The organism is Helicobacter pylori SA221C (genome assembly GCF_000476855.1).
In the GTDB taxonomy this organism is placed as follows: domain Bacteria; phylum Campylobacterota; class Campylobacteria; order Campylobacterales; family Helicobacteraceae; genus Helicobacter; species Helicobacter pylori_DK.
Genome location: NZ_CBPT010000014.1, coordinates 1 through 22,748, shown reverse-complemented (window position 1 = coordinate 22,748; position 22,748 = coordinate 1). Strand labels below are relative to the sequence as shown.

Here is a 22,748-nt window from a genome sequence, read left to right as displayed (position 1 = left end):
ACAAAGAGATCATGGCATTTTGTATTTGCTTAATAACACTATAATAAAATTTTTAATAAGGAGATACATCATGTTAGAAAATGTCAAAAAGTCCTTTTTTAGGGTTTTGTGCTTGGGTGCGTTGTGTTTAGGGGGGCTAATGGCAGAGCAAGACCCTAAAGAACTTGTGGGTTTGGGCGCAAAGAGCTACAAAGAGAAAGATTTCACTCAAGCGAAGAAATATTTTGAAAAAGCTTGCGATCTGAAAGAAAATAGCGGGTGTTTTAATTTGGGGGTGCTTTATTATCAAGGGCAGGGGGTGGAAAAAAACTTGAAAAAAGCCGCTCAATTTTACGCTAAAGCTTGCGATTTAAATTACAGCAATGGGTGTCATCTATTGGGGAATTTATATTATAGTGGGCAAGGCGTGTCCCAAAACACCAATAAAGCCTTACAATACTATTCTAAAGCGTGCGATTTGAAATACGCTGAAGGGTGCGCAAGCTTAGGGGGGATCTATCATGATGGTAAAGTGGTAACTAGGGATTTTAAAAAAGCGGTGGAATATTTCACTAAAGCGTGCGATTTAAACGATGGCGATGGTTGCACGATATTAGGGAGCTTGTATGATGCAGGCAGAGGCACGCCTAAAGATTTGAAAAAAGCACTCGCTTCGTATGATAAAGCTTGCGACTTAAAAGACAGCCCGGGGTGCTTTAACGCAGGGAATATGTATCATCATGGCGATGGCGTGGTAAAGAATTTTAAAGAGGCTCTCGCTCGTTATTCTAAAGCATGCGAGATGCAAAATGGCGGAGGGTGTTTCAATTTGGGGGCCATGCAATACAATGGCGAAGGCGTAACAAGGAATGAAAAACAAGCCATAGAAAACTTTAAAAAAGGCTGTAAATTGGGCGCTAAAGGAGCATGCGATATTCTCAAGCAGCTCAAAATCAAAGTTTAGTTTGAATAAGGCTTGATCAGTGGCTTTCGTTTGATTGGTTTTTATGCTTTTTATGGTTTGCTTAAAAAACGCTTTTTAGTATTTTTTAGATCTTAAGATCAATATTTAACTAAAACAAAGCCTTTATTTAAAACCTCTTAAGGGTTTTATGGGTGGGTAGGGGAGCGAAAGTTTGGCTTGTGGGCATGATTTCTATGCGGTTGATATTGACATGCAAGGGTTGTTCATAAATCCATAGCACGATGTTAGCAATATCTTGTGGTTTGAGATAAAGGGTGTTTTCATAGACGGATTGGGCTTTGATTTTATTGCCCTTAAAACGCACCATGCTGAATTCGGTTTCGCCGCACAAACCAGGTTCAACATTACTCACTCTAATGTTAGTGCCAGCCAAATCCGCTCGCAAATTTAAAGAAAATTGCTTCACAAACGCCTTGCTCGCTCCATAGACATTCCCACCAGGATAGGGGTAAGTGCCAGCGATAGAGCCAAGATTGATGATAGTCCCGTGGTTATGTTCTATCATAGAGGGCAAGATCAAACGAGTGAGATACAACAACCCCTTGATATTCGTGTCTATCATGATTTCCCAATCGTCTAGCTCGCATTCATAAGCCTTGTTCAAGCCTAGCGCTAAGCCGGCGTTATTGATCAGAGCGTCAATGCGATCCGTCATGGAGAAAATAGTTTCTAGCGCTCGCTTAGTTTCAAGCTTTTTTTGAAGATCAAAACACAGGGGAATGAAATGCTTGGGATAAGCGAGTTGCAATTCTTGCAAATTCTCTTTTCGCCTCCCTGTGCCAAAAACCACATGGCTTTTTTGTAAAAACGCTTTAGCGATTTCTAACCCAAACCCTGAAGTCGCCCCGCTAACTAAAATGTGCGCCATTTCTATCCTTTAAAATTTTAAAAAAGCCCCTTAAGCCCTTTTTCAAGCTTTTCTTTGAGCTTATCATCTTTAAGCAAATGATCTAAACCTTTTTTAAGGGTGTCGTTTTTTAGGATTTCTTTCAAGCCTTGTTGCAGGTTTTGTTGGATGGCTTTTTCGTTTAAAATGAGGGAAAATTTTGGCTGGTGCATGTTGCCTTGAAGTTTCATTTTAAAAATGAATTTTAAAATTTCTGCATCCATGAGCATGTCCATTTGCTTGGTGTTTAAATCCAACAAGCCGTTATGGATTTTCAATTGGGTTTTGGGGCTTTTTAAACTCAAATCAGAGAGCAGGCGTTGTTGGTTGATTTGGCTTACTAGATTGGCATCGTTATAGATTTCTTTAGTAATATCAAATTTAGAAATGGAGTAGAAGAAATCGCTGAATGCATTTTTGAGGAATCTTGCGTTTTTTAGGCGGGCTTTCAATACGCCTTGCTTAGCGCTAAGGTCATAATCCAAATTAGCGTCTGCAATGGATTGGAAAAACTTAGGGTAATGGAATAAGTCTAGGGCTTTTAAAGTGGAAATATTGGAAAAACGGACTTTCAAATCTTTATTTAAAAGCGTGAAATCCAGTGCACCGTCTAGCAAATTTGAATGGCCGCTGACTTTTAAGAGTTTGGGGCTTTGCTCTATAGTGCCTTTTAAAGTCAAGCTCCCTTTTAGGGGGTGGTTGGTAATGTTATGGAGTTTGGCTAGGTTGGGTATTTCTAAAGTGTAGGGGGCGTTGAGTTTTAAAACAGAGAAAAGATATTCGCTTTTTAGGGCTGTAAAATTAACTAAAGGGCTAGTTAGGGTGGTATCGCTGATGGCTTTGTTTCCTTTAAAATCGCTTGAGTGCGAGAGACTGAAAACAAGCGTGTCTTTAAGGTTTAAATGAAACATTTGATTGATTAGGGCGTTATTAATTAAAGCGTTATTAGCTGTTAGAATCAAATGGCCCTCTAAAGGCTTTAGAGAGTTAAAATCCGCTTGTAAGGACACTTTTGCGTTCGCATAAGCGGGGCGATTGATTAAATAAAGCAAATCTTCTAAATTGGCGTCTTTTGCGTTCAAACTTAAGTGAGAAAGCTTGAAATCGTCTAAAAGGGCGTTGTAGGCAGTGTGGGATTGAGCCACATTAGAGACGCCTTGAATCACAAGGGCTTTTCTATGCCCTTTGATATTCCCAGAAGTAACAATAGCCCCCCTTAAAGGGCAGGGTATCCATTCTTTGAAAGAGCGTAAATTTTTAATATCTATGTGGTAATTCAAATTTACGCTTTGCTTTAAAAGCGAGAAATCCCCCTTAAGAATGAGCGTGGAATCATCGTTAGCTTGAGCTTTAAAGTCTAAAGAGTTGAATCTCAATTTAAAGGTTTTAACGCTCAAGTAGCGCTCGTTCGGGTTGATTTTTTTTTCTATATACGAAGCGATGATTTTATTCCCCCATTCTGTAAAAAGGATGAGATAGGTTGTTAAAAGGCCGATTAAAAGAAGCGCAAGTAGGGTATAAAGAAGTTTTTTCATGTTTGTTTGTCCTTGAAGCAAATTGAATAGAATATATTAGCTTGTTTTGTAAGGGTTTCTAACATTTTTTATAAAGCCTTAACGAGCGGTAATAAGAATTTTTATAACCAAAAATCTCAATTTAATTTAATCTTTTATCAAGGAGCTTTGAGTTAAAAGATTTGCGACGTTAAACAAGGACGATCCAATCGTTTAGGATTTCTCAACCAAGACACGACTGATAAAAAGAAAAAAATTCAAGGAGAAAACAATGGTGGAGAATAGCGGGATCGAACCGCTGACCTCCTGCGTGCAAAGCAGGCGCTCTCCCAGCTGAGCTAATTCCCCAAAGATGGTAAAAAAATGGTGGGCTTAGGAGGAGTTGAACCTCCGACCTCACCCTTATCAGGGGTGCGCTCTAACCACCTGAGCTATAAGCCCTTAAAGTCAATAAAGATGAAATTATAGATTAAATTTTCTTAAGAAATCCTTAAATGATAAATGGGGATTAAGATGTTATAATACTCGTTATTTTTTCATTTCAAAAGGGGTTTTTATGGCATTATTATTCACAGGGGCGTGCGGGTATATAGGCTCGCATACCTCAAGGGCGTTTTTAGAAAAAACCAAAGAAAATATCATTATTGTGGATGACTTAAGCACCGGTTTTTTAGAGCACCTCAAAGCGTTAGAGCGTTACTACCCTAATAGGGTTGTGTTTATTCAAGCGAATTTGAATGAAACGCACAAATTAGACGCCTTTTTGAATAAGCAACAGCTAAAAGATCCCATTGAAGCCATCTTGCATTTTGGGGCTAAAATCTCAGTAGAAGAATCCACGCGTTTGCCTTTAGAATACTACACCAATAACACGCTCAACACTTTAGAGCTTGTCAAACTTTGTTTAAAACATGCAATCAAGCGTTTTATTTTTTCTTCCACGGCCGTGGTTTATGGCGAGTCTGATTCCAGCTTGAGTGAAGAAAGCCCCTTAAACCCCATTAATCCTTATGGAGCGTCTAAAATGATGAGCGAAAGGATTTTGTTAGACGCTTCTAAAATAGCGGATTTTAAATGCGTTATTTTGCGCTATTTCAATGTGGCTGGGGCATGCATGCATAATGATTATACCACGCCTTACACGCTAGGGCAGCGCACGCTTAACGCCACGCATTTGATCAAAATTGCATGCGAATGCGCGGTGGGGAAAAGGAAAAAAATGGGGATTTTTGGCACTAACTACCCCACTAGAGATGGCACTTGCATTAGGGATTATATCCATGTAGATGATTTGGCTAACGCGCATTTAGCGAGCTATCAAACCCTTTTAGAAAAAAATAAGAGCGAGATCTATAATGTCGGCTACAATCAAGGCCATAGCGTGAAAGAAGTGATAGAAAAGGTTAAAGAAATCTCAAACAACGATTTTTTAGTGGAAATCTTAAACAAACGACAGGGCGATCCAGCAAGCCTTATTGCCAATAACGCTAAAATCTTACAAAACACCCCTTTCAAACCCCTTTATGACAACCTAGACACCATTATCAAAAGCGCTCTAGATTGGGAAGAACACCTTTTAAGATTTCAATAATACACCCTATGCAAATACAAGCCATTAGCCATTATGGGCGTTCTTATAGTGGCTTTGAGGTTGTGGATTTGTGCTTGAATTTCAGCGAGCGTGATTTTTTCTAAGGAGTATTGAACGCATGCTTGAATGATCAAACGCACGCTGGAGCGTAAAAACGCATCGCCAATGATTCTAAACACCACGCACTCATGCCCCATGATAAAGGCTGTATAAGCAAAAGCGTTAAAAATGATGCGATTAGGATTGGTTGTAGCCCCGCCTTCTTTTTTAAACATGGAAAAATCATGCTTACCTGTGAATTGCTTTAAAGCGGTGTTTAACGCGTCTAGTGAGCCATAATCCCCGCAAGCGATATAAGGCGCTAAAAAAGGCGTTTTTAAATTCTTCGTCAAAAGGTAACGATACGCTCTTTTTTGAGCGTCAAAACGCGCATGGAAGTTTTTTTCTTCTAGCTTTTTTAAGACAATATGCGGGGCGAGTTTGGGGGCTAGATAATAAAATAATTTATCAGCGTTCCAGTGTTTTGGAGCGTGAAAAGACAGCGCTTGGTTGTTCGCATGCACGCCTTTATCCGTGCGCCCAGCCGCAACCACAACGCTTTTAATCCCTAGCGCATTTAAAGCGCCCTCTATTTTATCCTGAACGCCGAGTTTGTTGGGCTGTTTGGCATAGCCTAAAAAATACGCCCCATCATAAGCCACAATGGCTTTAAAACAACGCATTTTAATAACGCTTTAAAATGAATTTTCTAAACAACAAATAAGAGACAAACGCCCAAATAAAGGGGAAGAAAAAGGTCATCAAAAACAAATCCGTAGAAATCACATGCACCATTAAGAAATAAATCCCAACCGCTCCAAGGACATAGAAATAACTCCAATTCGTTTTGAATCGTGGGTTGGCGATGCCAAATAAAGGGATCAAAAACACGCTCGCTAAAGGGAATAAGGAAACTAAGATCGCTTGAGAAAAACGGCGTTTTTGATTTTTATTAGCGTTTTTACCAAAGGCTTTTTTCCAATAGCCTAAATAATCCGTGCCTTGCAAATAAGCCGCATCATTAGAATTGAAAGACTTGAGCTTGTTGCGCAAATGCAATTCTTCAAAATCAACTTTACGCATTTTATCGCCTTGAGTGAAATACGCATGCCCTTTGTATAAATTCAATTCAAACACGCCGTTTTGATTGTTGATATTGCCTTTTTGGGCTAGAATGAAGCTTTCTTGAGAAAGGCTTTTATTAGAAAAAAGCACTAAATTATCATAGGAATTGTTCTCAGCCTTATCCACATACACGAGCCAATCGCCTAATTTTTGCCCGAATTCGCCCGCTCTGATGTTAATATCAATCTTGTCTTTTTTTTGACGCAAAAACCCGTAATAAGCGCTCTTAGAAGTGGGGATTAAAATGAGCGAAAACACTAATAAAATCGCGCTCACTAACAGACTTAAAGGCACAAACGCTTTAGTCATTGTTTTAGGCGAAACCCCTAAAGAGAAAAACACTAACAATTCATGGTCATAGCTAAGCCTTGAAAGCCCTAAAGCGCAAGCCGCAAAAAAAGTGATTGGTAAAATAAAAAAGATGGTTCCTGGCAAGGAATACAAAAAGAGTTGCACTAGATCCAAAAAGCTCACTTTAATCACGAGCGTTACGCTTGCGATACTGATTAATAGCACGATAGAAGAGATAAAAAACAGCACTAAAAAGAAAGAGAAAAAGACTTGCGAAACCGCCATAAAAAGATAGTGTTTAATCATGCCTTAATCTTTATTGCACCCCATCTACAACAGGCACAAACGAGCATTTTTCTAACACTTTTTGGACACGCAAAGCGTTATTTTGCTTCACAAAGCGTTTGATGACTTGCTCGTTGTTTTCTTGAATGGGTGCAACTAAAATCCCGCCTTCTTCAAGCTGATCAATAAGCGCTTGGGGGATATTTTTAGCGCAAGCAGAGAACAAAATCCTATCATAGGGGGCGTATTGATCCCAGCCCTTGTTCCCATCAGCGAATTTAACATGAACGTTGTCTAAACCGAGAGTTTTAAGGCGCAAACGCGCTTCTAAATACAGGCTTTCAATCCTTTCAACGCTAAAAACGCGCCTGAAAATTTGAGACAGCACCGCCGCTTGATAGCCGCTCCCGCAGCCAATTTCTAGCACGCTATCCACATGATCGATTTCTAAATATTGCGTCATTTTGGCCACGGTTAGGGGCGAAGAAATGTATTGCTGCGCTTGCATAGAAAGCGCGTTTAAAGTGTAGGCAAAATGTTTAAAAGGGGCTGGCACAAAAACTTCCCTTTCAATGTTCTCCATAGCCTTCCTCACTTTGGGGTGCAAATTGAAACGCTTGTGGATTTCTTCACACATCAAATGGTTTTTGATACTATTCAAACAAACCCCTTAAAAATCATCAAAACTCACGCTCCCTTTAGCGTAATTGCTCACCCTAGCTTCAAAGAAATTGGAGCGTTGCTCATTGAAACTTGAAAAGCTTTCTACCCATTTAATGGGGTGTTGGACGCCATAAACTTTAGCGATACCCACCTTACTCAAACGGCTATCTGCTAAAAACTGGATGTATTGCTCAATCAAGCTTGAAGTGAGCCCTAAAATCTTGCCTTGCGTGATATAATCCCCCCATGAGGCTTCAATTTCTACCGCTTTTTTAAACATTTCTATGACTTCATTAATCAATTTTGGCGTGAATAGATCCGCTCTTTCATTCCTTAAAGCGTTGATCATGTTTTGGAATAAAATCAAATGCGTTACCTCATCTCTTTGGATAAAACGAATCATTTGCGCTGATCCTAGCATCTTACCGCTCCTAGCCAAAGTGTAAAAATAGCTAAACCCGCTATAAAAATAAATCCCCTCTAAAATCTGGTTCGCAAAAAGCGCTTTGAGGATGTTTTCTTCTGTAGGGTTTTTGGCTAATTCCATATACACTTGCGCGATATAGTCGTTCTTGCTTTTTAATTGCATGTCGTTACGCCACATGTCATAAATTTCTTCAGTATTCGCGCTAATGCTTTCTACCATCACCGCATACGCATGGCTGTGTAAGGCTTCTTCATAAGCTTGACGCACCAAACACAAATTGATTTCGGGACTGGTAATAAAGGGATTGATATTGTCAATTAAATTATTCGCTTGCAAGCTATCCATAAAAATGAGTTGCGCTAAAGCTCTGTCATAACCGATCTTTTCTTCTGCACTCAATTTCAAATAATCCCTTTTGTCATCATTCATGCTCACTTCTTCAGCAAACCAGGTGTTAGCGAGCATCGTTTTCCACAAATGATCCGCCCATTGATACTTGATCTTATTCAAATCAAACATGCTTGTAGGATTGCCCCCAAAAATCTTTCTTTCATTCACACTTTCTGTAGAATTGGGGTTGTAAATTTTCTTGCGTGAAACTTCCATTTTGTTCCTTAATTTCCTTAAAACTATCTCAATGATATAGTCTCGTTAGAATACCTTAAAAGAATTTAAAACCCCCTAAAAGCCAGAAAAAACTCCAAATTTATAAAAAACTTCAATTTTTCAGTATTTTTAAAGGATTAAACAGCTAAAATACTGCTTCTTTATTTTCTACTTCTTAATATAGCATGCGATGGCGTGCGGTGCGCGGAAGTGGCGAAATTGGTAGACGCACTAGACTTAGGATCTAGCGCCGCAAGGCATGAAGGTTCGATTCCTTTCTTCCGCACCATTCTTAATGATTAAGACTTGAAGCCCTAAATGGAACTTATTCTATTAAAACCTTCAAAAGTTTTTAAAACGCCATGAGCGATGTTTTGAACGCTTTCTAAATTTAAATTCGCATGACAAGGCAAGGAAATTTCAGCGTTATAAAAATCTTCTGCGCTTTTTAATGGGGCTGTGTTAAAGAGCTGTTGGTACAATTGGTATTGATAAATAGGTTTGTAATGCACTTGGGCTAAAATGCCAAGCTTGTGCAAATTTTCTAAAATGAGTTTTTTGCATGTAAAAAATTTTTGGTGCATTAAAATAGGATAAAGGTGGTTAGAGCTTTTATTTTTTAACAAGGGGTGTAAAGGGGTGAAATAAGGGTTATCTTTAAAAATCCTATCATAAACTAGAGCGACTTCTTCTCTTTTTTGCATGAAAAGGGAGGCTTTTTTAAGTTGGCTCAAACCCAAAGCGCTTTGGATTTCATTCAAACGGAAGTTATGCCCTACGCTTTTGACTTCGCCTTCAAAAAAATCTTTTTTGAGCATGCCATGAGAGCGAAACAATTTCATTTTTTCATACAATTCGCTATCGTTAGTAACGACCGCTCCCCCCTCAGCCGTAGTGATAGGCTTAATGGCATGGAAACTAAACACGCTCGCTAACGCAAAGTCTCCTACTTTTTTGTTTTGATACTCGCTCCCTAAAGCATGCGAGCTGTCAGAAAGAAAACTCAAAGAATGCTTTTTGCAAAGCTTTTGAATGCTTTCTATTTCCACGCTTTTACCGGCATAATCCACGCTCACTATGGCTTTGGTTTTTTTAGTAATGAGCTTTTCTAGGGCCAATTCATCTATATTGCCATCGTTTTTGACTTCAGCAAACACGGGTCTATAACCACTCTCTAAGAGCATGTTAGCCGTCGCTACAAAGCTTATGGGGGTGGTGATTATTTCATTACAATCAGCGTTAAATCCGCTAAAATTCCTATAAAGCGTTAAAAGGGCTGAAGTCGCGCTGTTAAACACTAACGCATGCTTAACGCCCAAAAACTCGCACAAAGCTTCTTCAAACAAAAGAGAGCGTTTGCCTTGCGTGAGCTGTTTGGAATTTAAAACCTCTAAAACAGCCTTTTTATCTTCTTCGTCTAAACAAGGCTCGCTATAAGCAAACTCTTTCAAGCGAGCAAGTCTTGTAAGCGAGATGGGGTGATTTTGCTTGTATCATGGACATCTTGGAATTTTTGAGCGTTCAGTCTTGTTTTATCTAAGGTGTTGTATTCCTTGTTTAAATGATTCGTTTCAGTGAGCTGTTTTTTCCACTGGTGCAAAGAATTTTGAATGTTTTCTTTCTCACTTTCTAATGATTTTGAAAATTTTTCCAAAGCCTTCGTGTCGTCAATGTCAATATTACCAGGGAGTTTCAAACTATCGTTGCCTGATTTTTGATTGAAAGAATCAATCGCTTTATCTAAACGGCTTTTGAAATGCTCAAAATCGCTTCGATCTTTTTCATTATTATGAGCGTAAGCTTTAGAAATCCCTACCAATTCCTTAGCGTCTTTATCCATGCCTTTTAAGCTTTTGAGACGGCTTTCTAAATCCCCTATGGCTAGGTTATCCTGCTTAGCTTGTTTGGCTAATTTGATTTTTTCATCATTCTCTGAAAGATTTTGAATTTCCTTATTTTCTTCTTTTCTTGTGCGCGAACCAACCCTGTGGTAATCCCTTACCATCAAAGACGGGTTATAATGATTTGAAATCTTAGACATCTTATTCTCCATTTCATTGGATTTTCTTAAAGACAAGATAAGCAAACTCTATTCCTAAAAACATTTTAATCCACCCAATTCTATCTAAAAATATTAATCTAACCCTAAAACCCTTTCTAACTCTTTGATGAGGTTTGTAATTTCTTCCAATTCTTTAATATTGAGAGTGAGCTTATAATTGACTTGATTATCAGGATTCATTGGCACCAATTGCTTTTTAAATTCATTTTGTTTCATAAAGTATTTTCTTTCTTTATGAATGTAATGGATTTCATCTTTTTTAAAAATTCTATAAAGTAATTGGTCTTCGCACACTCCTAAGCAAATCAAAAAATCATAGTTGTATCGTGGGTTTATACCATTGAACTGAAAAGTGTTGTTGGTTCTGCCTTTTCGCGCTGTTTTGACTTCAAAAGACACACCGCTTTTTGTCATAATATCGTATTCATCATGAATAATGCCATCATTGATCACTCCATCTATAGCGTTAAGCACACTTTTTAAAAACTCTTCACCAATCTGCCCTATAGCGTTGGCTTCAAAATCTCTAATTTTTGAAAAAATAGCGTTGTAATCTTGCCCTAAATTCAATTCTTTATGTTTTTTTTCAATAATTTTTAAAAAAGTTTGTTCCAAATCCATCAATTATCCTTTAAACTATCCAAATGATCATGTAGGGCTTGAAAAATATGGCTTTTTCCTAAATGATAGCAAGAATTAGTCGCTAAACTTGCGTATTTTGTCCAATCAATCTCTTTGAATAGTTTTTTTAATTTAGCGTTTAAAACCTTGTCAGCGCTGGTAAATACCACAGCAATACCAGATTGATACTTAACTTCCTCAAAGTTCTCTACAATTTGTGTGCTTTTATAAAAAGTTGATGAAATGTAAAAAGACGCTTTTTGATTAAAAATCCACTCTTTACCGCATTCTCTGTTTTTAGCTAATGAAACCGTGAAAACCTTGATATATTCGCCAAAGGGTTCTTTATGGCGATTCTTATACCAAGAAAATTCATTTTTTTTATTTTGATACTTTTTGCTCCAAATTTGAAACACGCAATGCACATCCACTTCTTTATTTTTAAAATCTATAAACGCATTTTTTTCTAAGCGTTCGCTATAAAGCAGATTTAAACCTTTCACGCGATACTTAATAGAGCCTTTTCCTTGACTTTCAAAGAACATGGGTAGGATAAAACACACAAAATCACAATTTCTAGCATGGTTGATAAATTCTAACGCCATAACCCCACGATGCCCAAAAGGAGGGTTGCCCAAGCAAATCACTTTTTGATGCGTGGGCAATTTATAATTTAAAAAATCGCATTGAATGAAACCATCTCTTTTAGGTTCAATATCTATACCGATGCGTCTATTTTTAGGGAATAAGTCATAAAACACCCCATCGCCTGCGCTTGGCTCTAAAAAAATAAAGTCATCTGGATTTTCGTATTTTTTAATAACTTCACAAGCTTTTTGAAAGCATTTTAAAGCCACACTAGGTTTAGTGAAATACTGATCTAGAACATTGCTAGAATTTTCTTTCATCTCATTGCCATTGACATAGCGTTTAGGGGTAATTTCTTTAAACAAGGTTTGCATGAAAAAATTTTACTACAAAATTATAAAATTTAATGCCAATTCCTTCTGACCGCTTAAAACCCTTAAACTATGCTTAAGAAAATCCTTAAAACTTAAAAATTTTCTTCTAAATACTTCGTGTGGATTTTTGCTTGCCTGAAATCCGCATTTTCAAGCATTTCAATATGGAAAGGAATGGTCGTTTTAATGCCCTCTACTTTAAATTCCTTTAAAGCCCTTTTCATCTTAGCGATCGCTCTTTCTCTGTTTTCACCCCACACAATGAGCTTGCCTATCATGGAATCATAGTTCGTAGGCACGACATAATTGGCATGTGCATGCGAATCAAGGCGCACATTCACCCCGCCAGGGGCGATCCATTCAGTGATTTTACCCGGGCTTGGGTAGAATTTTTTAGGATCTTCTGCCGTGATTCGGCATTCTATCGCATGCCCTTTGAGAGAAAAGCTTTCTTGCTTGGGCAATTTTTCGCCTTGAGCGATTTTAATCATCCACTCAATGAGGTTTAACCCGCTCACCATTTCGCTAATGGTGTGTTCCACTTGCAAACGAGTGTTCATCTCCATGAAATAAAAATCTTTCATGTTAGAATCAAGCAAAAATTCAAAAGTCCCCGCCCCCACATAGCCGATGTATTTAGCGGCTTTAATCGCTGTTTCTAGCAAACGCTTACGCACGCCTTCTTCTAAAACCACCGCCGGGGTTTCTTCAATGAGCTTTTGTTGGCGTCTTTGCACCGAGCAATCCCTTTCGCCCACATGAATGACATTGCCATGCTTATCGGCTAGAATTTGGACTTCAATGTGCTTGGGCTTGTTGATGAATTTTTCTAAATACACGCTCCCATCGCCAAACGCGCTCAAAGCTTCCGTTTCTGCGGCTAAATAAAGGTTTTTAAGCCTGGATTTATCTTCTACGACGCGCATCCCCCTTCCGCCCCCACCAGCGGCCGCTTTAATGATGACAGGATAGCCGATTTTATCAGCGATTTCTTCAGCTTCTTGATAGCTTTTAAGCAACCCTTCACTGCCCTCAATCACAGGCATGCCGGCTTCTTTCATCACGCTTTTGGCTTTGGATTTATCGCTCATTAAAGCCATGACTTTCGCGCTCGGGCCAATAAATTCCAAAGAATGGTGCGAGCAAATCTCTACAAAGTTTTGATTTTCACTCAAAAACCCATACCCAGGGAAAATCGCATCGGCTTCAAACAATTCCGCCGCGCTGATGATCGCAGGGATATTCAAGTAACTCTCGCTGGATTTTGCCCCCCCTATACACACTTTTGCGTTAGCCGTATTGAGGTAGTGGGCGTCCTTATCAGCGATAGAATAAATGGCTATGGATTCTTTACCCATTTCTTGAATGGTTTGGATCGCTCTTAAAGCGATCTCGCCTCTATTAGCGATCAAAATGCGCAAAAGCTCTTTTTTTTCCACCTTTTTGTTTTCTTTATTCATGGGTTTTAAAGCTTTTCCACTTTGATGAGTTTTGTGCCGTATTCTACCGGCTGAGCGTCTCCCACTTCAACAGAAACCACCTTGCAAGGGTATTCCACTTCAATTTCATTCATGATTTTCATCGCTTCCACAATGCCCACGATTTGCCCTTTTTTAAGCGTATCGCCCACTTTGACATAAGGCTCAGCCCCAGGGGAGGGCGCATGATAAAAAGTGCCTACCATGGGCGAAAGCACGAAATCTTCTTTTTTATCCACAATAGGGGTGCATACCATCGGCACAGGGGTTTGGACACTTGGTATGCTCGCTTCTACCATAATGGGGGCTTGGATGGGGGCTTGAGAATGAGCGGGACTTAACGCATTTTTTTTCGCATAAGCGGATTCTTTATCCAAAACCAACTCAAAATGCTCATGCTTTAATTTCAAATGCCCTAAATCAGAAGCTTTAAATTCTTTGATCAACTCTTCAATTTCAGAAAGGTTCATAACGATCTATTCCTTATATTATTTTAAAATATGCCACAAACACATAATCTCACTAGCTATAAGCGTTTTTAGCAAAAAATTATTGTTATAATAACATAATTATTAACAAACTTTAAAGGCTTTGTGCGTATGGGATTAAAAGCGGATTCTTGGATTAAAAAAATGAGTTTAGAGCATGGCATGATTAGCCCTTTTTGCGAAAAGCAAGTCGGTAAGAATGTGATCAGTTATGGTTTGAGCAGTTATGGGTATGATATTAGAGTGGGGAGTGAGTTCATGCTCTTTGATAACAAAAACGCTTTAATTGACCCTAAAAACTTTGACCCTAACAACGCGACTAAAATTGATGCGAGTAAAGAGGGTTTTTTTATCTTACCCGCTAACGCGTTCGCCCTAGCCCATACGATAGAGTATTTTAAAATGCCTAAAGACACTTTAGCGATTTGTTTAGGCAAAAGCACTTACGCTAGGTGTGGGATCATTGTGAATGTTACGCCTTTTGAGCCGGAATTTGAAGGCTATATCACGATTGAAATTTCTAACACCACTAATTTACCGGCTAAAGTCTATGCCAATGAGGGGATCGCGCAAGTGGTGTTTTTGCAAGGCGATGAAATGTGCGAGCAAAGCTATAAAGACAGAGGCGGTAAGTATCAAGGGCAAGTGGGTATCACTTTGCCTAAAATTTTGAAATGACAAAAAATTAAAGCTGGAATAATCTAACTCCATCAAGCTTTTTAATCTTTTTATCCATTCCCATAACAATTAAAGCCTTTCTTTATCAAATATTATTCGTTTTTTAATACAAACAATACCGCAATTTCTCAAAAATGTATTATAATACGAAAATTCAGTTTTATTGAGTTACAAACTCTTTGAGAACAAAACGCTAAACCATTTAGGAAATTACCATGCTAAAACTCGTTAGCAGAACGATTTGTTTGTCTTTAATCGGCTTGTTCAACCCTTTAGAAGCCTTTCAAAAACACCAAAAAGACGGCTTTTTTGTAGAAGCCGGGTTTGAAACCGGGTTATTAGAAGGCACACAAACTAAAGAACAAACAATAACCCAAAACACCCAAAACACCCAAAAAATCTATGAAAACCCCCTAACCCACCCCCAAACTAAAGAGCAACCCAAAGAACAAAGCAAAAGCGATACAGCCACCCCCCAAAGCACTTACGGAAAATACTACATACCCCAAAGCACCATTTTAAAAAACGCAACCGAACTATTCACCACGAACAATATAGAAAATGGCTTAACTTTTTATTCTCAAAGCCCTGTGTATGCGAATATGGTTAATGGGAGCGTAACCATACAAAACTTTCTGCCTTACAATTTAAACAATGTTGAACTGAGTTTTAAAGACGCTCAAGGCAAGGTAATCAATTTAGGCGTGATAGAGACTATCCCTAAAGATTCTCAAATCATTCTGCCTGCAAGCTTGTTTAATGATTCAGAATTTGAACAAGCTGATAGCTTTAATTACCAACAACTTCAAGCCACTGCCACACAATTTTCTGATGCTAACACGCAAAGTTTGTTTAAAAAGCTCAGCCAAATCACGACCAATGTAACGATGAGTTATGAAAACGCCGATACTAACAATTTTAAAGGTAATTGCCATGATTGTGTGTCAGATTTCACCCCACAAACCGCAGAAGAATTGACCAATTTAATGTTGGATATGATTGCGGTGTTTGACTCTAAATCGTGGGAAGAAGCCGTTTTAAACGCTCCTTTCCAATTTTCTAACAGCCCATCAGAGTGCGGCTCTGACTTTCCTAAGTGCGTGAATCCTTTCAATAACGGGCGTGTCGCTCCCATCTATGAAAAATACGTGCTAACCCCACAATCCGTTATAGATGCGTTTAGAAGAACGATCAATCTTGAAGTGAATATCCTAAAATCAGGGTTTGTAGGGCTAGGGTATGAACTTGATGATAATGATGGTAATCTGGGGATAGAAGCTTCTGCCTTAAATCCTGAAAAATTGTTTGGTAAAACTTTGAACAAAGTTGATATTGTGGAATTAAGAGACATTATCCATGAATTTAGCCACACTAAAGGCTATACGCATGATGGGAACATGACTTATCAAAGGGTGCGTTTGTGCCAAGAAGCAAACGGGCCAGAAGTGCGGTGTGAAGGCGGGCATGAAGTGGAGAAAAACGGGAAAGAAGAGCTAGAATTTAGCAATGGGCATGAAGTGCGAGACCATGATGGTTACGACTATGATGTTTGCTCTCGTTTTGGCGGCAAAAATCAGCCCGCTTTCCCTAGCAATTACCCCAATTCTATTTATACGAATTGCGCTCAAGTCCCCGCTGGGCTTATAGGGGTTACTACCGCTGTCTGGCAACAGCTCATCAATCAAAACGCTCTGCCCATTAATTTCGCTAATTTGAGCAGCCAAGCCAACTATTTAGACGCCAGTTTGAACGCAAGAGCTTTCGCTAGCTCTGTGTTTAACGCATTCAATCAAAGTTTTTTAACTTCTAGCGCCCAACAATCTTTTAGAAGCCCTATTTTAGGGGCCAATGTTAAAATAGGCTACCAACATTATTTCAATGACTACATAGGGTTAGCCTATTACGGCATCATTAAATACAACTACGCTCAAGCTAACGATGAAAAAATCCAGCAATTAAGCTATGGTGGGGGAATGGATGTGTTGTTTGATTTCATCACCACTTACGCTAATAAAAAGCAAGGCAATCCAACTAAAAAAGTTTTTGCTTCCTCTTTTGGGGTGTTTGGGGGGTTAAGGGGCTTATACAATAGCTACTATGTTTTCAATCAAGTCAAAGGAAGCGGTAATTTAGATATAGTTACCGGGTTTAATTACCGCTACAAGCATTCTAAATATTCCATAGGCATTAGCGTTCCTTTAATCCAAAGCGGTATTAAAATCGCTTCTAATAATGGCATCTATGCGAACTCTGTTGTTTTGAATGAGGGGGGCAGTCATTTTAAAGTGTTTTTTAATTACGGGTGGATTTTCTAGGATCTAAAATCCCCAATAATCCCCTAAACTTGTGCGATACTCGCTACAAACACGCATGCACTCTCAGACTTTAGCACCATATCTAATGGGATGCGATAAATTTCACGCTCTTTAAAACACTCTCTTTCTGGTTCGCTAAAGCCCCCTTCAGGCCCTATGATAACGCCCTTTTCAGCATTAAAATTGGTTTGTAATGTTTTGCCGTTAAAATCCAAAACGCTCGCTTTTGGGTAGGCTTTTAATACCTCTTTAGTGTTTGGAAACGCTTCCAACTCCATTAAAGCGCTCCTACCGCACTGCTCGCAAGAATGAATCAAAATTTTTTGAAAGCGCTCTAATTTGGCGCTGTCTATTTTTTCATTACGCTGGCTAAAATCCGCATAGAACAAACTCAACTTGCTCACGCCTAATTGATTTAAAAAGGGTAGGATTTTTTCAATACTTTTGATTTCAATCACGCTTAAAATCAAATGCGTTTTTTTACTAGCTATAACCTCTAATGGTTGTGCGCCCACTAGCCTTAAAAGGGCGTGTTTTTTAGTGATTTCTGCATGCTCATAGGTGTATAAAAAGCCGTCTTTTAAATTCCTTAAATCCAAACGACTCGCGCTTTTGATACGCCTTGATCGGTATAAATGCGTGTAACTCTCGCCTTCTATTTTTAAAACAGGCTCTTTGGCTAAAGGGTGATAGACAAAACGCATTCAAAGGCCCATTAACACAACAATAAGAATCGTTTCTAAAAAATACAGGATTTTAGCCTTTTTAATATACGCTTCCATCCTTTCTTTTTTAGTGATAGCGAATTTCACGCTTTTATGGCGTTTGATTTCTGCTATAAACATCAACAACAGCCCTAAAAGCATGACAACAACGCTAAAAGAAAATTCAAATTGTTGCATCGCCCAAATAAAAATCCCGCTCAAAAGAGCGATGCTTAAAAGAATGTAAATCGCTGGCATGACAAGATAGATTTTTTTGTTCAATTGGATAAAATTCTTTTCTTTAAAAAGGGTGTAAAGATTGATCATAAAGGCTAGGGCGAGCAAAGCGGCAAAAAAGGCATGGACAAGCAAGGATTGAGCCATCACAGAAGAATCTTGTGTATTTAATGCTTGCAAACTCATCTCTAACATTAACTTCTTTCTAACGATTTATTTTTTATTAATCGTTTTATTTTAGCATGTGCTAATGAATTTAATCAATGAAAAGCTTAATAATTTAGAAAATAACGCCACAAAATCCCCCAAAGAAGCGGTTGTTCTTTTGAATATGGGAGGGCCTAACAGCCTTTATGAAGTGGGGGTGTTTTTAAAAAACATGTTTGATGACCCCTTTATCCTTACCATTAAAAATAATTTTATGCGTAAAATGGTGGGTAAAATGATTGTCAATAACCGCATAGAAAAATCCAAAAAAATCTATGAAAAATTAGGAGGCAAATCCCCTTTAACGCCTATCACATTCGCCCTTACGGAGCGTTTGAATGAATTGGATCCTTCTCGCTTTTACACTTATGCGATGCGTTATACCCCCCCTTATGCGTCTATGGTCTTGCAAGATTTAGCCTTAAAAGAGGTAGAAAGCTTGGTGTTTTTTTCCATGTATCCGCAATATTCTAGCACCACCACCCTTTCTAGTTTCAATGACGCTTTTAACGCCCTAAAATCCCTAGAAACTTTCCGCCCTAAGGTGCGAGTGATAGAACGCTTTTATGCTGACAAAAAGCTTAATGAAATCATTTTGAACACGATTTTAAGCGCCCTAAACAACCGCAAAAGCCAGGATTTTGTCCTAATCTTTTCCGTACATGGCTTACCTAAAAGCGTTATTGATGCCGGCGATACTTACCAGCAAGAATGCGAACACCATGTGAGTTTGTTAAAAGAGTTGATGCAACAAAAAAATATCCCTTTTAAAGAAGTTTTACTCTCCTACCAATCCAAGCTAGGGCCTATGAAATGGCTAGAGCCAAGCACTGAAGAATTAATAGAAAAGCACCGCAAGTCTCATATTATCATCTATCCTTTGGCTTTCACGATTGACAATTCTGAAACGATCTATGAATTAGACATGCAATACCGCTTGATGGCAGAGCGCTTGGCAATTAAGGAATATTTAGTTTGCCCATGCTTAAACGATTCCATAGAGTTCGCAAAATTTATCATTGAACGGGTTAAAAACCTCAAAGACGGATAAAATATGCATCAAAAAGCGATTATTGTAGTAAGATACCTAGTTTTCAAACCCATTAAAAGATAAAGGTTATTACATGTTTTCACTCTCTTATGTTTCCAAGAAATTTTTAAGCGTTTTATTATTGATTTCGCTATTTTTAAGCGCTTGCAAGTCCAACAATAAGGACAAATTAGATGAAAATCTTTTAAGTTCCGGCTCTCAAAGCTCCAAAGAATTGAACGATGAGCGAGACAACATAGACAAAAAGAGTTACGCCGGTTTAGAAGATGTTTTTTTAGACAATAAGTCCATTAGCCCTAATGATAAATACATGCTTTTAGTTTTTGGTCGTAATGGTTGCTCCTATTGCGAAAGGTTTAAAAAAGATCTCAAAAATGTCAAAGAATTGCGCGACTACATTAAAGAGCATTTTAGTGCTTACTATGTCAATATCAGCTACTCCAAAGAGCATAATTTTAAAGTCGGCGATAAAAATAATGAAAAAGAAATCAAAATGTCTACAGAAGAATTAGAACAAATTTATGCCGTCCAATCCACCCCTACGATTGTTTTATCCGATAAAACCGGCAAAACCATCTATGAATTGCCCGGCTATATGCCTTCTACGCAATTTTTAGCCGTGTTAGAATTTATCGGCGATGGGAAGTATCAAGACACGAAAAACGATGAGGATCTCACTAAAAAATTAAAGGCTTACATCAAGTATAAAACCAACCTTTCTAAGAGCAAGTCCAACTAGGGAATGAGAATGAAAAACCTTAAGAGCTTGCTCTCTTTTTTGTTTGCTTCTTTTTGGGTCGCTATCCCTTTAATCGCGCTCTATGCTTGTGCGTGCGCGATAGCCACTTTTATAGAAAACGATTACGGCACGAGCGCGAGTAAGGCTATTGTGTATAACACCCCTTGGTTTAATTTCTTGCATGCGTATTTGTTGGTGGTTTTAATAGGCACATTCATTAAATCTAAAGCTTTGGAGCGCAAAAGGTATGCGAGCCTTTTTTTCCACAGCTCCTTGATTTTAATCATTTTGGGGGCAGCCATCACGCGCTTTTTTGGCGTAGAAGGGCTTATGCATGTGCGAGAAAATAGCGTGCAAAGCTCTTTTGAAAGCGCGGACACTTACCTTAATATCACCCTAAACGACGAAAAAAAACTTTCTTTAAAAACGCCTTTAACCTTTTATCATTCCAAACGATTAAAACCCATTCATGCCACTTTAGATCACAAGCCTTTAATTTTAGAACCCTTAGAGATCTACAAGCAAAACGCCATTAAAAAAGATGACGCTACCATTTTAGTGTTAAAAGCGACCTATAACGGCGTGAGCCACAAATTCAACCTCATTAAAAACAACAGGAATGAAGGCATAGAAGAAAGCGAAATGTTTAAAGACGACAAGCTCTCTTTAAGTTTTGGATCGGCTTACATTGGATTGCCCTTTCAAATCAAACTGAAGCGTTTTGAATTAGAACGCTACGCTGGTTCTATGAGCCCTTCATCTTACGCTTCAGAAGTGGAAGTTTTGAAATTGGATAACACTTTAATCAAACCTTATAGGATTTTTATGAACCATGTTTTAGATTATGAAGGCTATCGCTTTTTCCAATCTTCCTATGATACGGATGAAAAAGGCACGATCCTTTCTGTCAATAAAGACCCAGGTAAAATCCCCACTTATTTAGGGTATGCGATGCTTATTTTGGGGGCTTTGTGGTTGCTTTTGGATAAAAACGGGCGTTTTTTAAAGCTTTCACGCTTTTTAAAATCCCAACAAGTTGCTAGTTTCTTACTCGCTTTAATTCTAATCAGCCCCTTTACTTCCTCGTTCGCCAATGAAGGCCAAATTGACATGCATGGGGGCAAAAGCGCTAAAATTGAGCGACAAAGCGTAGAAAATTCCGCTAATAAAGAGGATTCTAAAAGCGCGATTTTGGAGCGTTTGAAGCATTTAAGAGAGTATTCCAAAGACCACTTAAAAGCCTTTCAAAGGCTTCAAGTCCAGGATTTTGATGGGCGTATCAAACCCCTTGATACCATCAGCATTGAATATATCCATAAGATTTTAAAAAAAGATGATTTTCAAGGGTTAAACGCCATGCAAACGCTTTTAGGGATCATGTTTTTCCCCAATGATTGGCGCAGTATTAAGATGATTTACACTTCTAGTAAAGCCTTAAGAAAGCTTATCGGCACGCCTTTAGACGAAAGCCGTATCGCTTTTAGAGATGCGTTTGATAGCCGTGGGTATAAATTAAAAAATCTTGTTGAAGAAGTTAATCAAAAATCCCCTAACGCGCGCAACGAGTTGGATAAAGATGTCTTAAAAGTAGATGAACGAATCAACTTAGTCTATACGCTTTTTAGCGCTCAATTTTTACGCATTTTCCCTAGCGATAAAACCACCGCTTGGCTCTCGCCCATTGAAGCGATCAATAGCCCCAATAAAGAAATTTCAAGCGTGGCAACGGCGTTTTTAAAAAATATTTTTAGCGGGTTTGATGACGCTTTAAAAACCAATCAATGGGATAAAGTGGAAAAAACCCTAAAAGATTTAAGCATTTACCAACAAGAGCATGCCAAAAACCTCTATCTATCTTCTTCAAAAGTGGATTCTGAAATTTTTTTAAACCACACCAATTTTTTTAACCGCCTGACCTTGCCTTATATCCTTCTAGGGTTATTGCTTTTTATCGTTGTGATCAGCTCTCTGGTTAAAAACACCCCCCCTAATATTTGGCTCACTAGAATCCTTTATACCGCTATCTTGCTTTGCGCGATCGCTCATTCTATGGGGCTAATCTTGCGCTGGTATGTGAGTGGGCATTCGCCTTGGAGCAACGCTTATGAGTCCATGCTTTATATCGCATGGGCTTCTGTTATCGCAGGGTTTGTTTTACGCTCCAAACTCGCGCTATCGGCTTCTAGCTTTTTAGCCGGTATCGCGCTCTTTGTGGCTCATTTAGGCTTTATGGACCCTCAAATCGGCCATTTAGTGCCGGTGTTAAAATCCTATTGGCTCAATATCCATGTCTCTGTCATCACCGCTAGTTATGGCTTTTTGGGCTTGTGTTTTGTGCTAGGGATTTTAAGCTTGGTTTTATTTATTTTGCGCAAACAAGGGCGTTTCAATTTGGATAAAACCATTCTCTCCATTAGCGCTATCAATGAAATGAGCATGATTTTAGGCCTGTTCATGCTCACGGCTGGGAATTTCTTAGGTGGGGTGTGGGCGAATGAATCTTGGGGGCGCTATTGGGGGTGGGACCCTAAAGAAACTTGGGCATTGATTTCTATTTGCGTCTATGCCTTGATCTTGCATTTGCGTTTTTTAGGCTCTCAAAATTGGCCCTTTATTTTAGCGAGTAGCAGCGTTTTAGGGTTTTATTCGGTTTTAATGACTTATTTTGGCGTAAATTACTACCTTTCTGGCTTGCACAGCTATGCCGCAGGCGATCCCTTGCCGATCCCTACTTTTTTATACTTTTTGGTAGCGATACCTTTCGCTCTCGTGATCTTGGCGTATTTCAAACGCCATTTGAGTTTGCCTAAATTGG

Annotated in this window: 21 protein-coding genes and 3 tRNA genes; 8 read left to right on the top strand and 16 right to left on the bottom strand. The window is 38.7% G+C overall.

Features of this window, described 5'->3' with window-relative positions:
• The first annotated feature begins 70 nt into the window (after positions 1-70).
• Complete coding sequence (gene hcpC, locus QU01_RS06570; RefSeq protein WP_033763009.1) at positions 71-943, top strand: Sel1-like repeat protein HcpC; 873 nt, start codon at positions 71-73, stop codon at positions 941-943.
• 127 nt (positions 944-1,070) lie between these two features.
• On the opposite strand, the gene QU01_RS06565 is transcribed toward hcpC, so the two are convergent.
• The 4 genes from QU01_RS06565 to QU01_RS06550 all read right to left on the bottom strand — a co-directional run bounded on the left by QU01_RS06565 (position 1,071) and on the right by QU01_RS06550 (position 3,805).
• Entirely contained in the window at positions 1,071-1,832 is a 762-nt protein-coding gene (locus QU01_RS06565; protein ID WP_033763006.1) for an SDR family oxidoreductase, read from the bottom strand.
• 17 nt (positions 1,833-1,849) lie between these two features.
• Positions 1,850-3,385, bottom strand: a complete 1,536-nt coding sequence (locus QU01_RS06560; protein ID WP_033763004.1) for a hypothetical protein — start codon at positions 3,383-3,385, stop codon at positions 1,850-1,852.
• Between the two features lie 251 nt (positions 3,386-3,636).
• A tRNA-Ala gene (locus QU01_RS06555) sits at positions 3,637-3,712 on the bottom strand.
• Between the two features lie 16 nt (positions 3,713-3,728).
• Positions 3,729-3,805 (bottom strand) — tRNA-Ile (locus tag QU01_RS06550).
• 115 nt (positions 3,806-3,920) lie between these two features.
• On the opposite strand from QU01_RS06550, the gene galE reads away from it, so the two are divergent.
• A complete protein-coding gene (gene galE / locus QU01_RS06545) occupies positions 3,921-4,955 on the top strand; it encodes a UDP-glucose 4-epimerase GalE (RefSeq protein ID WP_033763002.1) in 1,035 nt (344 codons plus the stop codon).
• Here the strand turns inward: galE and truA are convergent.
• Genes truA through QU01_RS06525 form a run of 4 tightly spaced genes read right to left on the bottom strand, consistent with a single transcriptional unit; the run spans position 4,949 to position 8,391 of the window.
• Positions 4,949-5,677 carry a tRNA pseudouridine(38-40) synthase TruA gene (gene truA / locus QU01_RS06540; protein WP_033762999.1) on the bottom strand — a complete coding sequence of 243 codons (729 nt, stop codon included), beginning with the start codon at positions 5,675-5,677 and terminating at the stop codon, positions 4,949-4,951. The genes galE and truA overlap by 7 nt on opposite strands.
• Position 5,678: 1 nt before the next feature.
• Positions 5,679-6,716, bottom strand: coding sequence for an LptF/LptG family permease (locus QU01_RS06535; RefSeq protein WP_033762997.1), 1,038 nt, complete (start codon positions 6,714-6,716; stop codon positions 5,679-5,681).
• Positions 6,717-6,726: 10 nt separating this feature from the next.
• The gene (gene pcm / locus QU01_RS06530; protein WP_033762995.1) at positions 6,727-7,356 is read right to left on the bottom strand and encodes a protein-L-isoaspartate O-methyltransferase; all 630 of its coding nucleotides are present in this window, start codon (positions 7,354-7,356) and stop codon (positions 6,727-6,729) included.
• 9 nt (positions 7,357-7,365) lie between these two features.
• Entirely contained in the window at positions 7,366-8,391 is a 1,026-nt protein-coding gene (locus tag QU01_RS06525) for a ribonucleotide-diphosphate reductase subunit beta (RefSeq protein WP_000453994.1), read from the bottom strand.
• A 204-nt stretch (positions 8,392-8,595) separates the two neighbouring features.
• Between QU01_RS06525 and QU01_RS06520 the strand changes: the two genes are divergently transcribed.
• A tRNA-Leu gene (locus QU01_RS06520) sits at positions 8,596-8,680 on the top strand.
• 25 nt (positions 8,681-8,705) lie between these two features.
• Here the strand turns inward: QU01_RS06520 and pseC are convergent.
• From pseC to accB, 6 genes are all read right to left on the bottom strand, one after another.
• Positions 8,706-9,842, bottom strand: a complete 1,137-nt coding sequence (gene pseC / locus QU01_RS06515) for a UDP-4-amino-4,6-dideoxy-N-acetyl-beta-L-altrosamine transaminase (RefSeq protein WP_033762994.1) — start codon at positions 9,840-9,842, stop codon at positions 8,706-8,708.
• Complete coding sequence (locus QU01_RS06510; protein WP_033762992.1) at positions 9,839-10,432, bottom strand: hypothetical protein; 594 nt, start codon at positions 10,430-10,432, stop codon at positions 9,839-9,841. The genes pseC and QU01_RS06510 overlap by 4 nt, the downstream gene beginning before the upstream one ends.
• 93 nt (positions 10,433-10,525) lie before the next feature.
• Complete coding sequence (locus QU01_RS06505) at positions 10,526-11,074, bottom strand: hypothetical protein (protein ID WP_033762991.1); 549 nt, start codon at positions 11,072-11,074, stop codon at positions 10,526-10,528.
• Positions 11,074-12,036, bottom strand: a complete 963-nt coding sequence (locus QU01_RS06500; protein WP_033762990.1) for a restriction endonuclease — start codon at positions 12,034-12,036, stop codon at positions 11,074-11,076. The genes QU01_RS06505 and QU01_RS06500 overlap by 1 nt, the downstream gene beginning before the upstream one ends.
• 92 nt (positions 12,037-12,128) lie before the next feature.
• Complete coding sequence (locus QU01_RS06495; protein WP_033762988.1) at positions 12,129-13,496, bottom strand: acetyl-CoA carboxylase biotin carboxylase subunit; 1,368 nt, start codon at positions 13,494-13,496, stop codon at positions 12,129-12,131.
• A 5-nt stretch (positions 13,497-13,501) separates the two neighbouring features.
• On the bottom strand, positions 13,502-13,984 hold the full coding sequence (gene accB, locus QU01_RS06490) for an acetyl-CoA carboxylase biotin carboxyl carrier protein (protein WP_033762985.1): 483 nt from the start codon (positions 13,982-13,984) through the stop codon (positions 13,502-13,504).
• A gap of 129 nt (positions 13,985-14,113) precedes the next feature.
• Between accB and dcd the strand changes: the two genes are divergently transcribed.
• Positions 14,114-14,680, top strand: a complete 567-nt coding sequence (gene dcd, locus QU01_RS06485; RefSeq protein ID WP_000523102.1) for a dCTP deaminase — start codon at positions 14,114-14,116, stop codon at positions 14,678-14,680.
• Positions 14,681-14,895: 215 nt separating this feature from the next.
• Positions 14,896-16,995 carry a porin family protein gene (locus QU01_RS06480; protein WP_033762983.1) on the top strand — a complete coding sequence of 700 codons (2,100 nt, stop codon included), beginning with the start codon at positions 14,896-14,898 and terminating at the stop codon, positions 16,993-16,995.
• Positions 16,996-17,018: 23 nt separating this feature from the next.
• On the opposite strand, the gene QU01_RS06475 is transcribed toward QU01_RS06480, so the two are convergent.
• Together QU01_RS06475 and QU01_RS06470 are read right to left on the bottom strand one after the other, a co-directional pair.
• Positions 17,019-17,699 (bottom strand): 16S rRNA (uracil(1498)-N(3))-methyltransferase, encoded by a 681-nt coding sequence (locus QU01_RS06475; RefSeq protein WP_033762981.1) that lies wholly within the window; start codon positions 17,697-17,699, stop codon positions 17,019-17,021.
• On the bottom strand, positions 17,700-18,131 hold the full coding sequence (locus tag QU01_RS06470) for a hypothetical protein (RefSeq protein ID WP_033762980.1): 432 nt from the start codon (positions 18,129-18,131) through the stop codon (positions 17,700-17,702).
• A gap of 55 nt (positions 18,132-18,186) precedes the next feature.
• On the opposite strand from QU01_RS06470, the gene hemH reads away from it, so the two are divergent.
• The 3 genes from hemH to QU01_RS06455 form a co-directional block, all read left to right on the top strand.
• Entirely contained in the window at positions 18,187-19,194 is a 1,008-nt protein-coding gene (hemH, locus tag QU01_RS06465) for a ferrochelatase (protein ID WP_033762978.1), read from the top strand.
• A gap of 73 nt (positions 19,195-19,267) precedes the next feature.
• Positions 19,268-19,933, top strand: a complete 666-nt coding sequence (locus QU01_RS06460) for a SoxW family protein (RefSeq protein WP_001941413.1) — start codon at positions 19,268-19,270, stop codon at positions 19,931-19,933.
• Positions 19,934-19,942: 9 nt separating this feature from the next.
• On the top strand, positions 19,943-22,748 hold a 2,806-nt coding region (locus QU01_RS06455), incomplete at its 3' end, for a cytochrome c biogenesis protein (protein WP_033762976.1).

Coding starts and splice junctions, on each gene's coding strand:
- hcpC (WP_033763009.1), top strand. CDS start 71: ATGTTAGAAAATGTCAAAAAGTCCTTTTTTAGGGTTTTGTGCTTGGGT.
- QU01_RS06565 (WP_033763006.1), bottom strand. CDS start 1,832: ATGGCGCACATTTTAGTTAGCGGGGCGACTTCAGGGTTTGGGTTAGAA.
- QU01_RS06560 (WP_033763004.1), bottom strand. CDS start 3,385: ATGAAAAAACTTCTTTATACCCTACTTGCGCTTCTTTTAATCGGCCTT.
- galE (WP_033763002.1), top strand. CDS start 3,921: ATGGCATTATTATTCACAGGGGCGTGCGGGTATATAGGCTCGCATACC.
- truA (WP_033762999.1), bottom strand. CDS start 5,677: ATGCGTTGTTTTAAAGCCATTGTGGCTTATGATGGGGCGTATTTTTTA.
- QU01_RS06535 (WP_033762997.1), bottom strand. CDS start 6,716: ATGATTAAACACTATCTTTTTATGGCGGTTTCGCAAGTCTTTTTCTCT.
- QU01_RS06525 (WP_000453994.1), bottom strand. CDS start 8,391: ATGGAAGTTTCACGCAAGAAAATTTACAACCCCAATTCTACAGAAAGT.
- QU01_RS06510 (WP_033762992.1), bottom strand. CDS start 10,432: ATGTCTAAGATTTCAAATCATTATAACCCGTCTTTGATGGTAAGGGAT.
- QU01_RS06505 (WP_033762991.1), bottom strand. CDS start 11,074: ATGGATTTGGAACAAACTTTTTTAAAAATTATTGAAAAAAAACATAAA.
- QU01_RS06500 (WP_033762990.1), bottom strand. CDS start 12,036: ATGCAAACCTTGTTTAAAGAAATTACCCCTAAACGCTATGTCAATGGC.
- QU01_RS06495 (WP_033762988.1), bottom strand. CDS start 13,496: ATGAATAAAGAAAACAAAAAGGTGGAAAAAAAAGAGCTTTTGCGCATT.
- accB (WP_033762985.1), bottom strand. CDS start 13,984: ATGAACCTTTCTGAAATTGAAGAGTTGATCAAAGAATTTAAAGCTTCT.
- dcd (WP_000523102.1), top strand. CDS start 14,114: ATGGGATTAAAAGCGGATTCTTGGATTAAAAAAATGAGTTTAGAGCAT.
- QU01_RS06480 (WP_033762983.1), top strand. CDS start 14,896: ATGCTAAAACTCGTTAGCAGAACGATTTGTTTGTCTTTAATCGGCTTG.
- QU01_RS06475 (WP_033762981.1), bottom strand. CDS start 17,699: ATGCGTTTTGTCTATCACCCTTTAGCCAAAGAGCCTGTTTTAAAAATA.
- QU01_RS06470 (WP_033762980.1), bottom strand. CDS start 18,131: ATGTTAGAGATGAGTTTGCAAGCATTAAATACACAAGATTCTTCTGTG.
- hemH (WP_033762978.1), top strand. CDS start 18,187: ATGAATTTAATCAATGAAAAGCTTAATAATTTAGAAAATAACGCCACA.
- QU01_RS06460 (WP_001941413.1), top strand. CDS start 19,268: ATGTTTTCACTCTCTTATGTTTCCAAGAAATTTTTAAGCGTTTTATTA.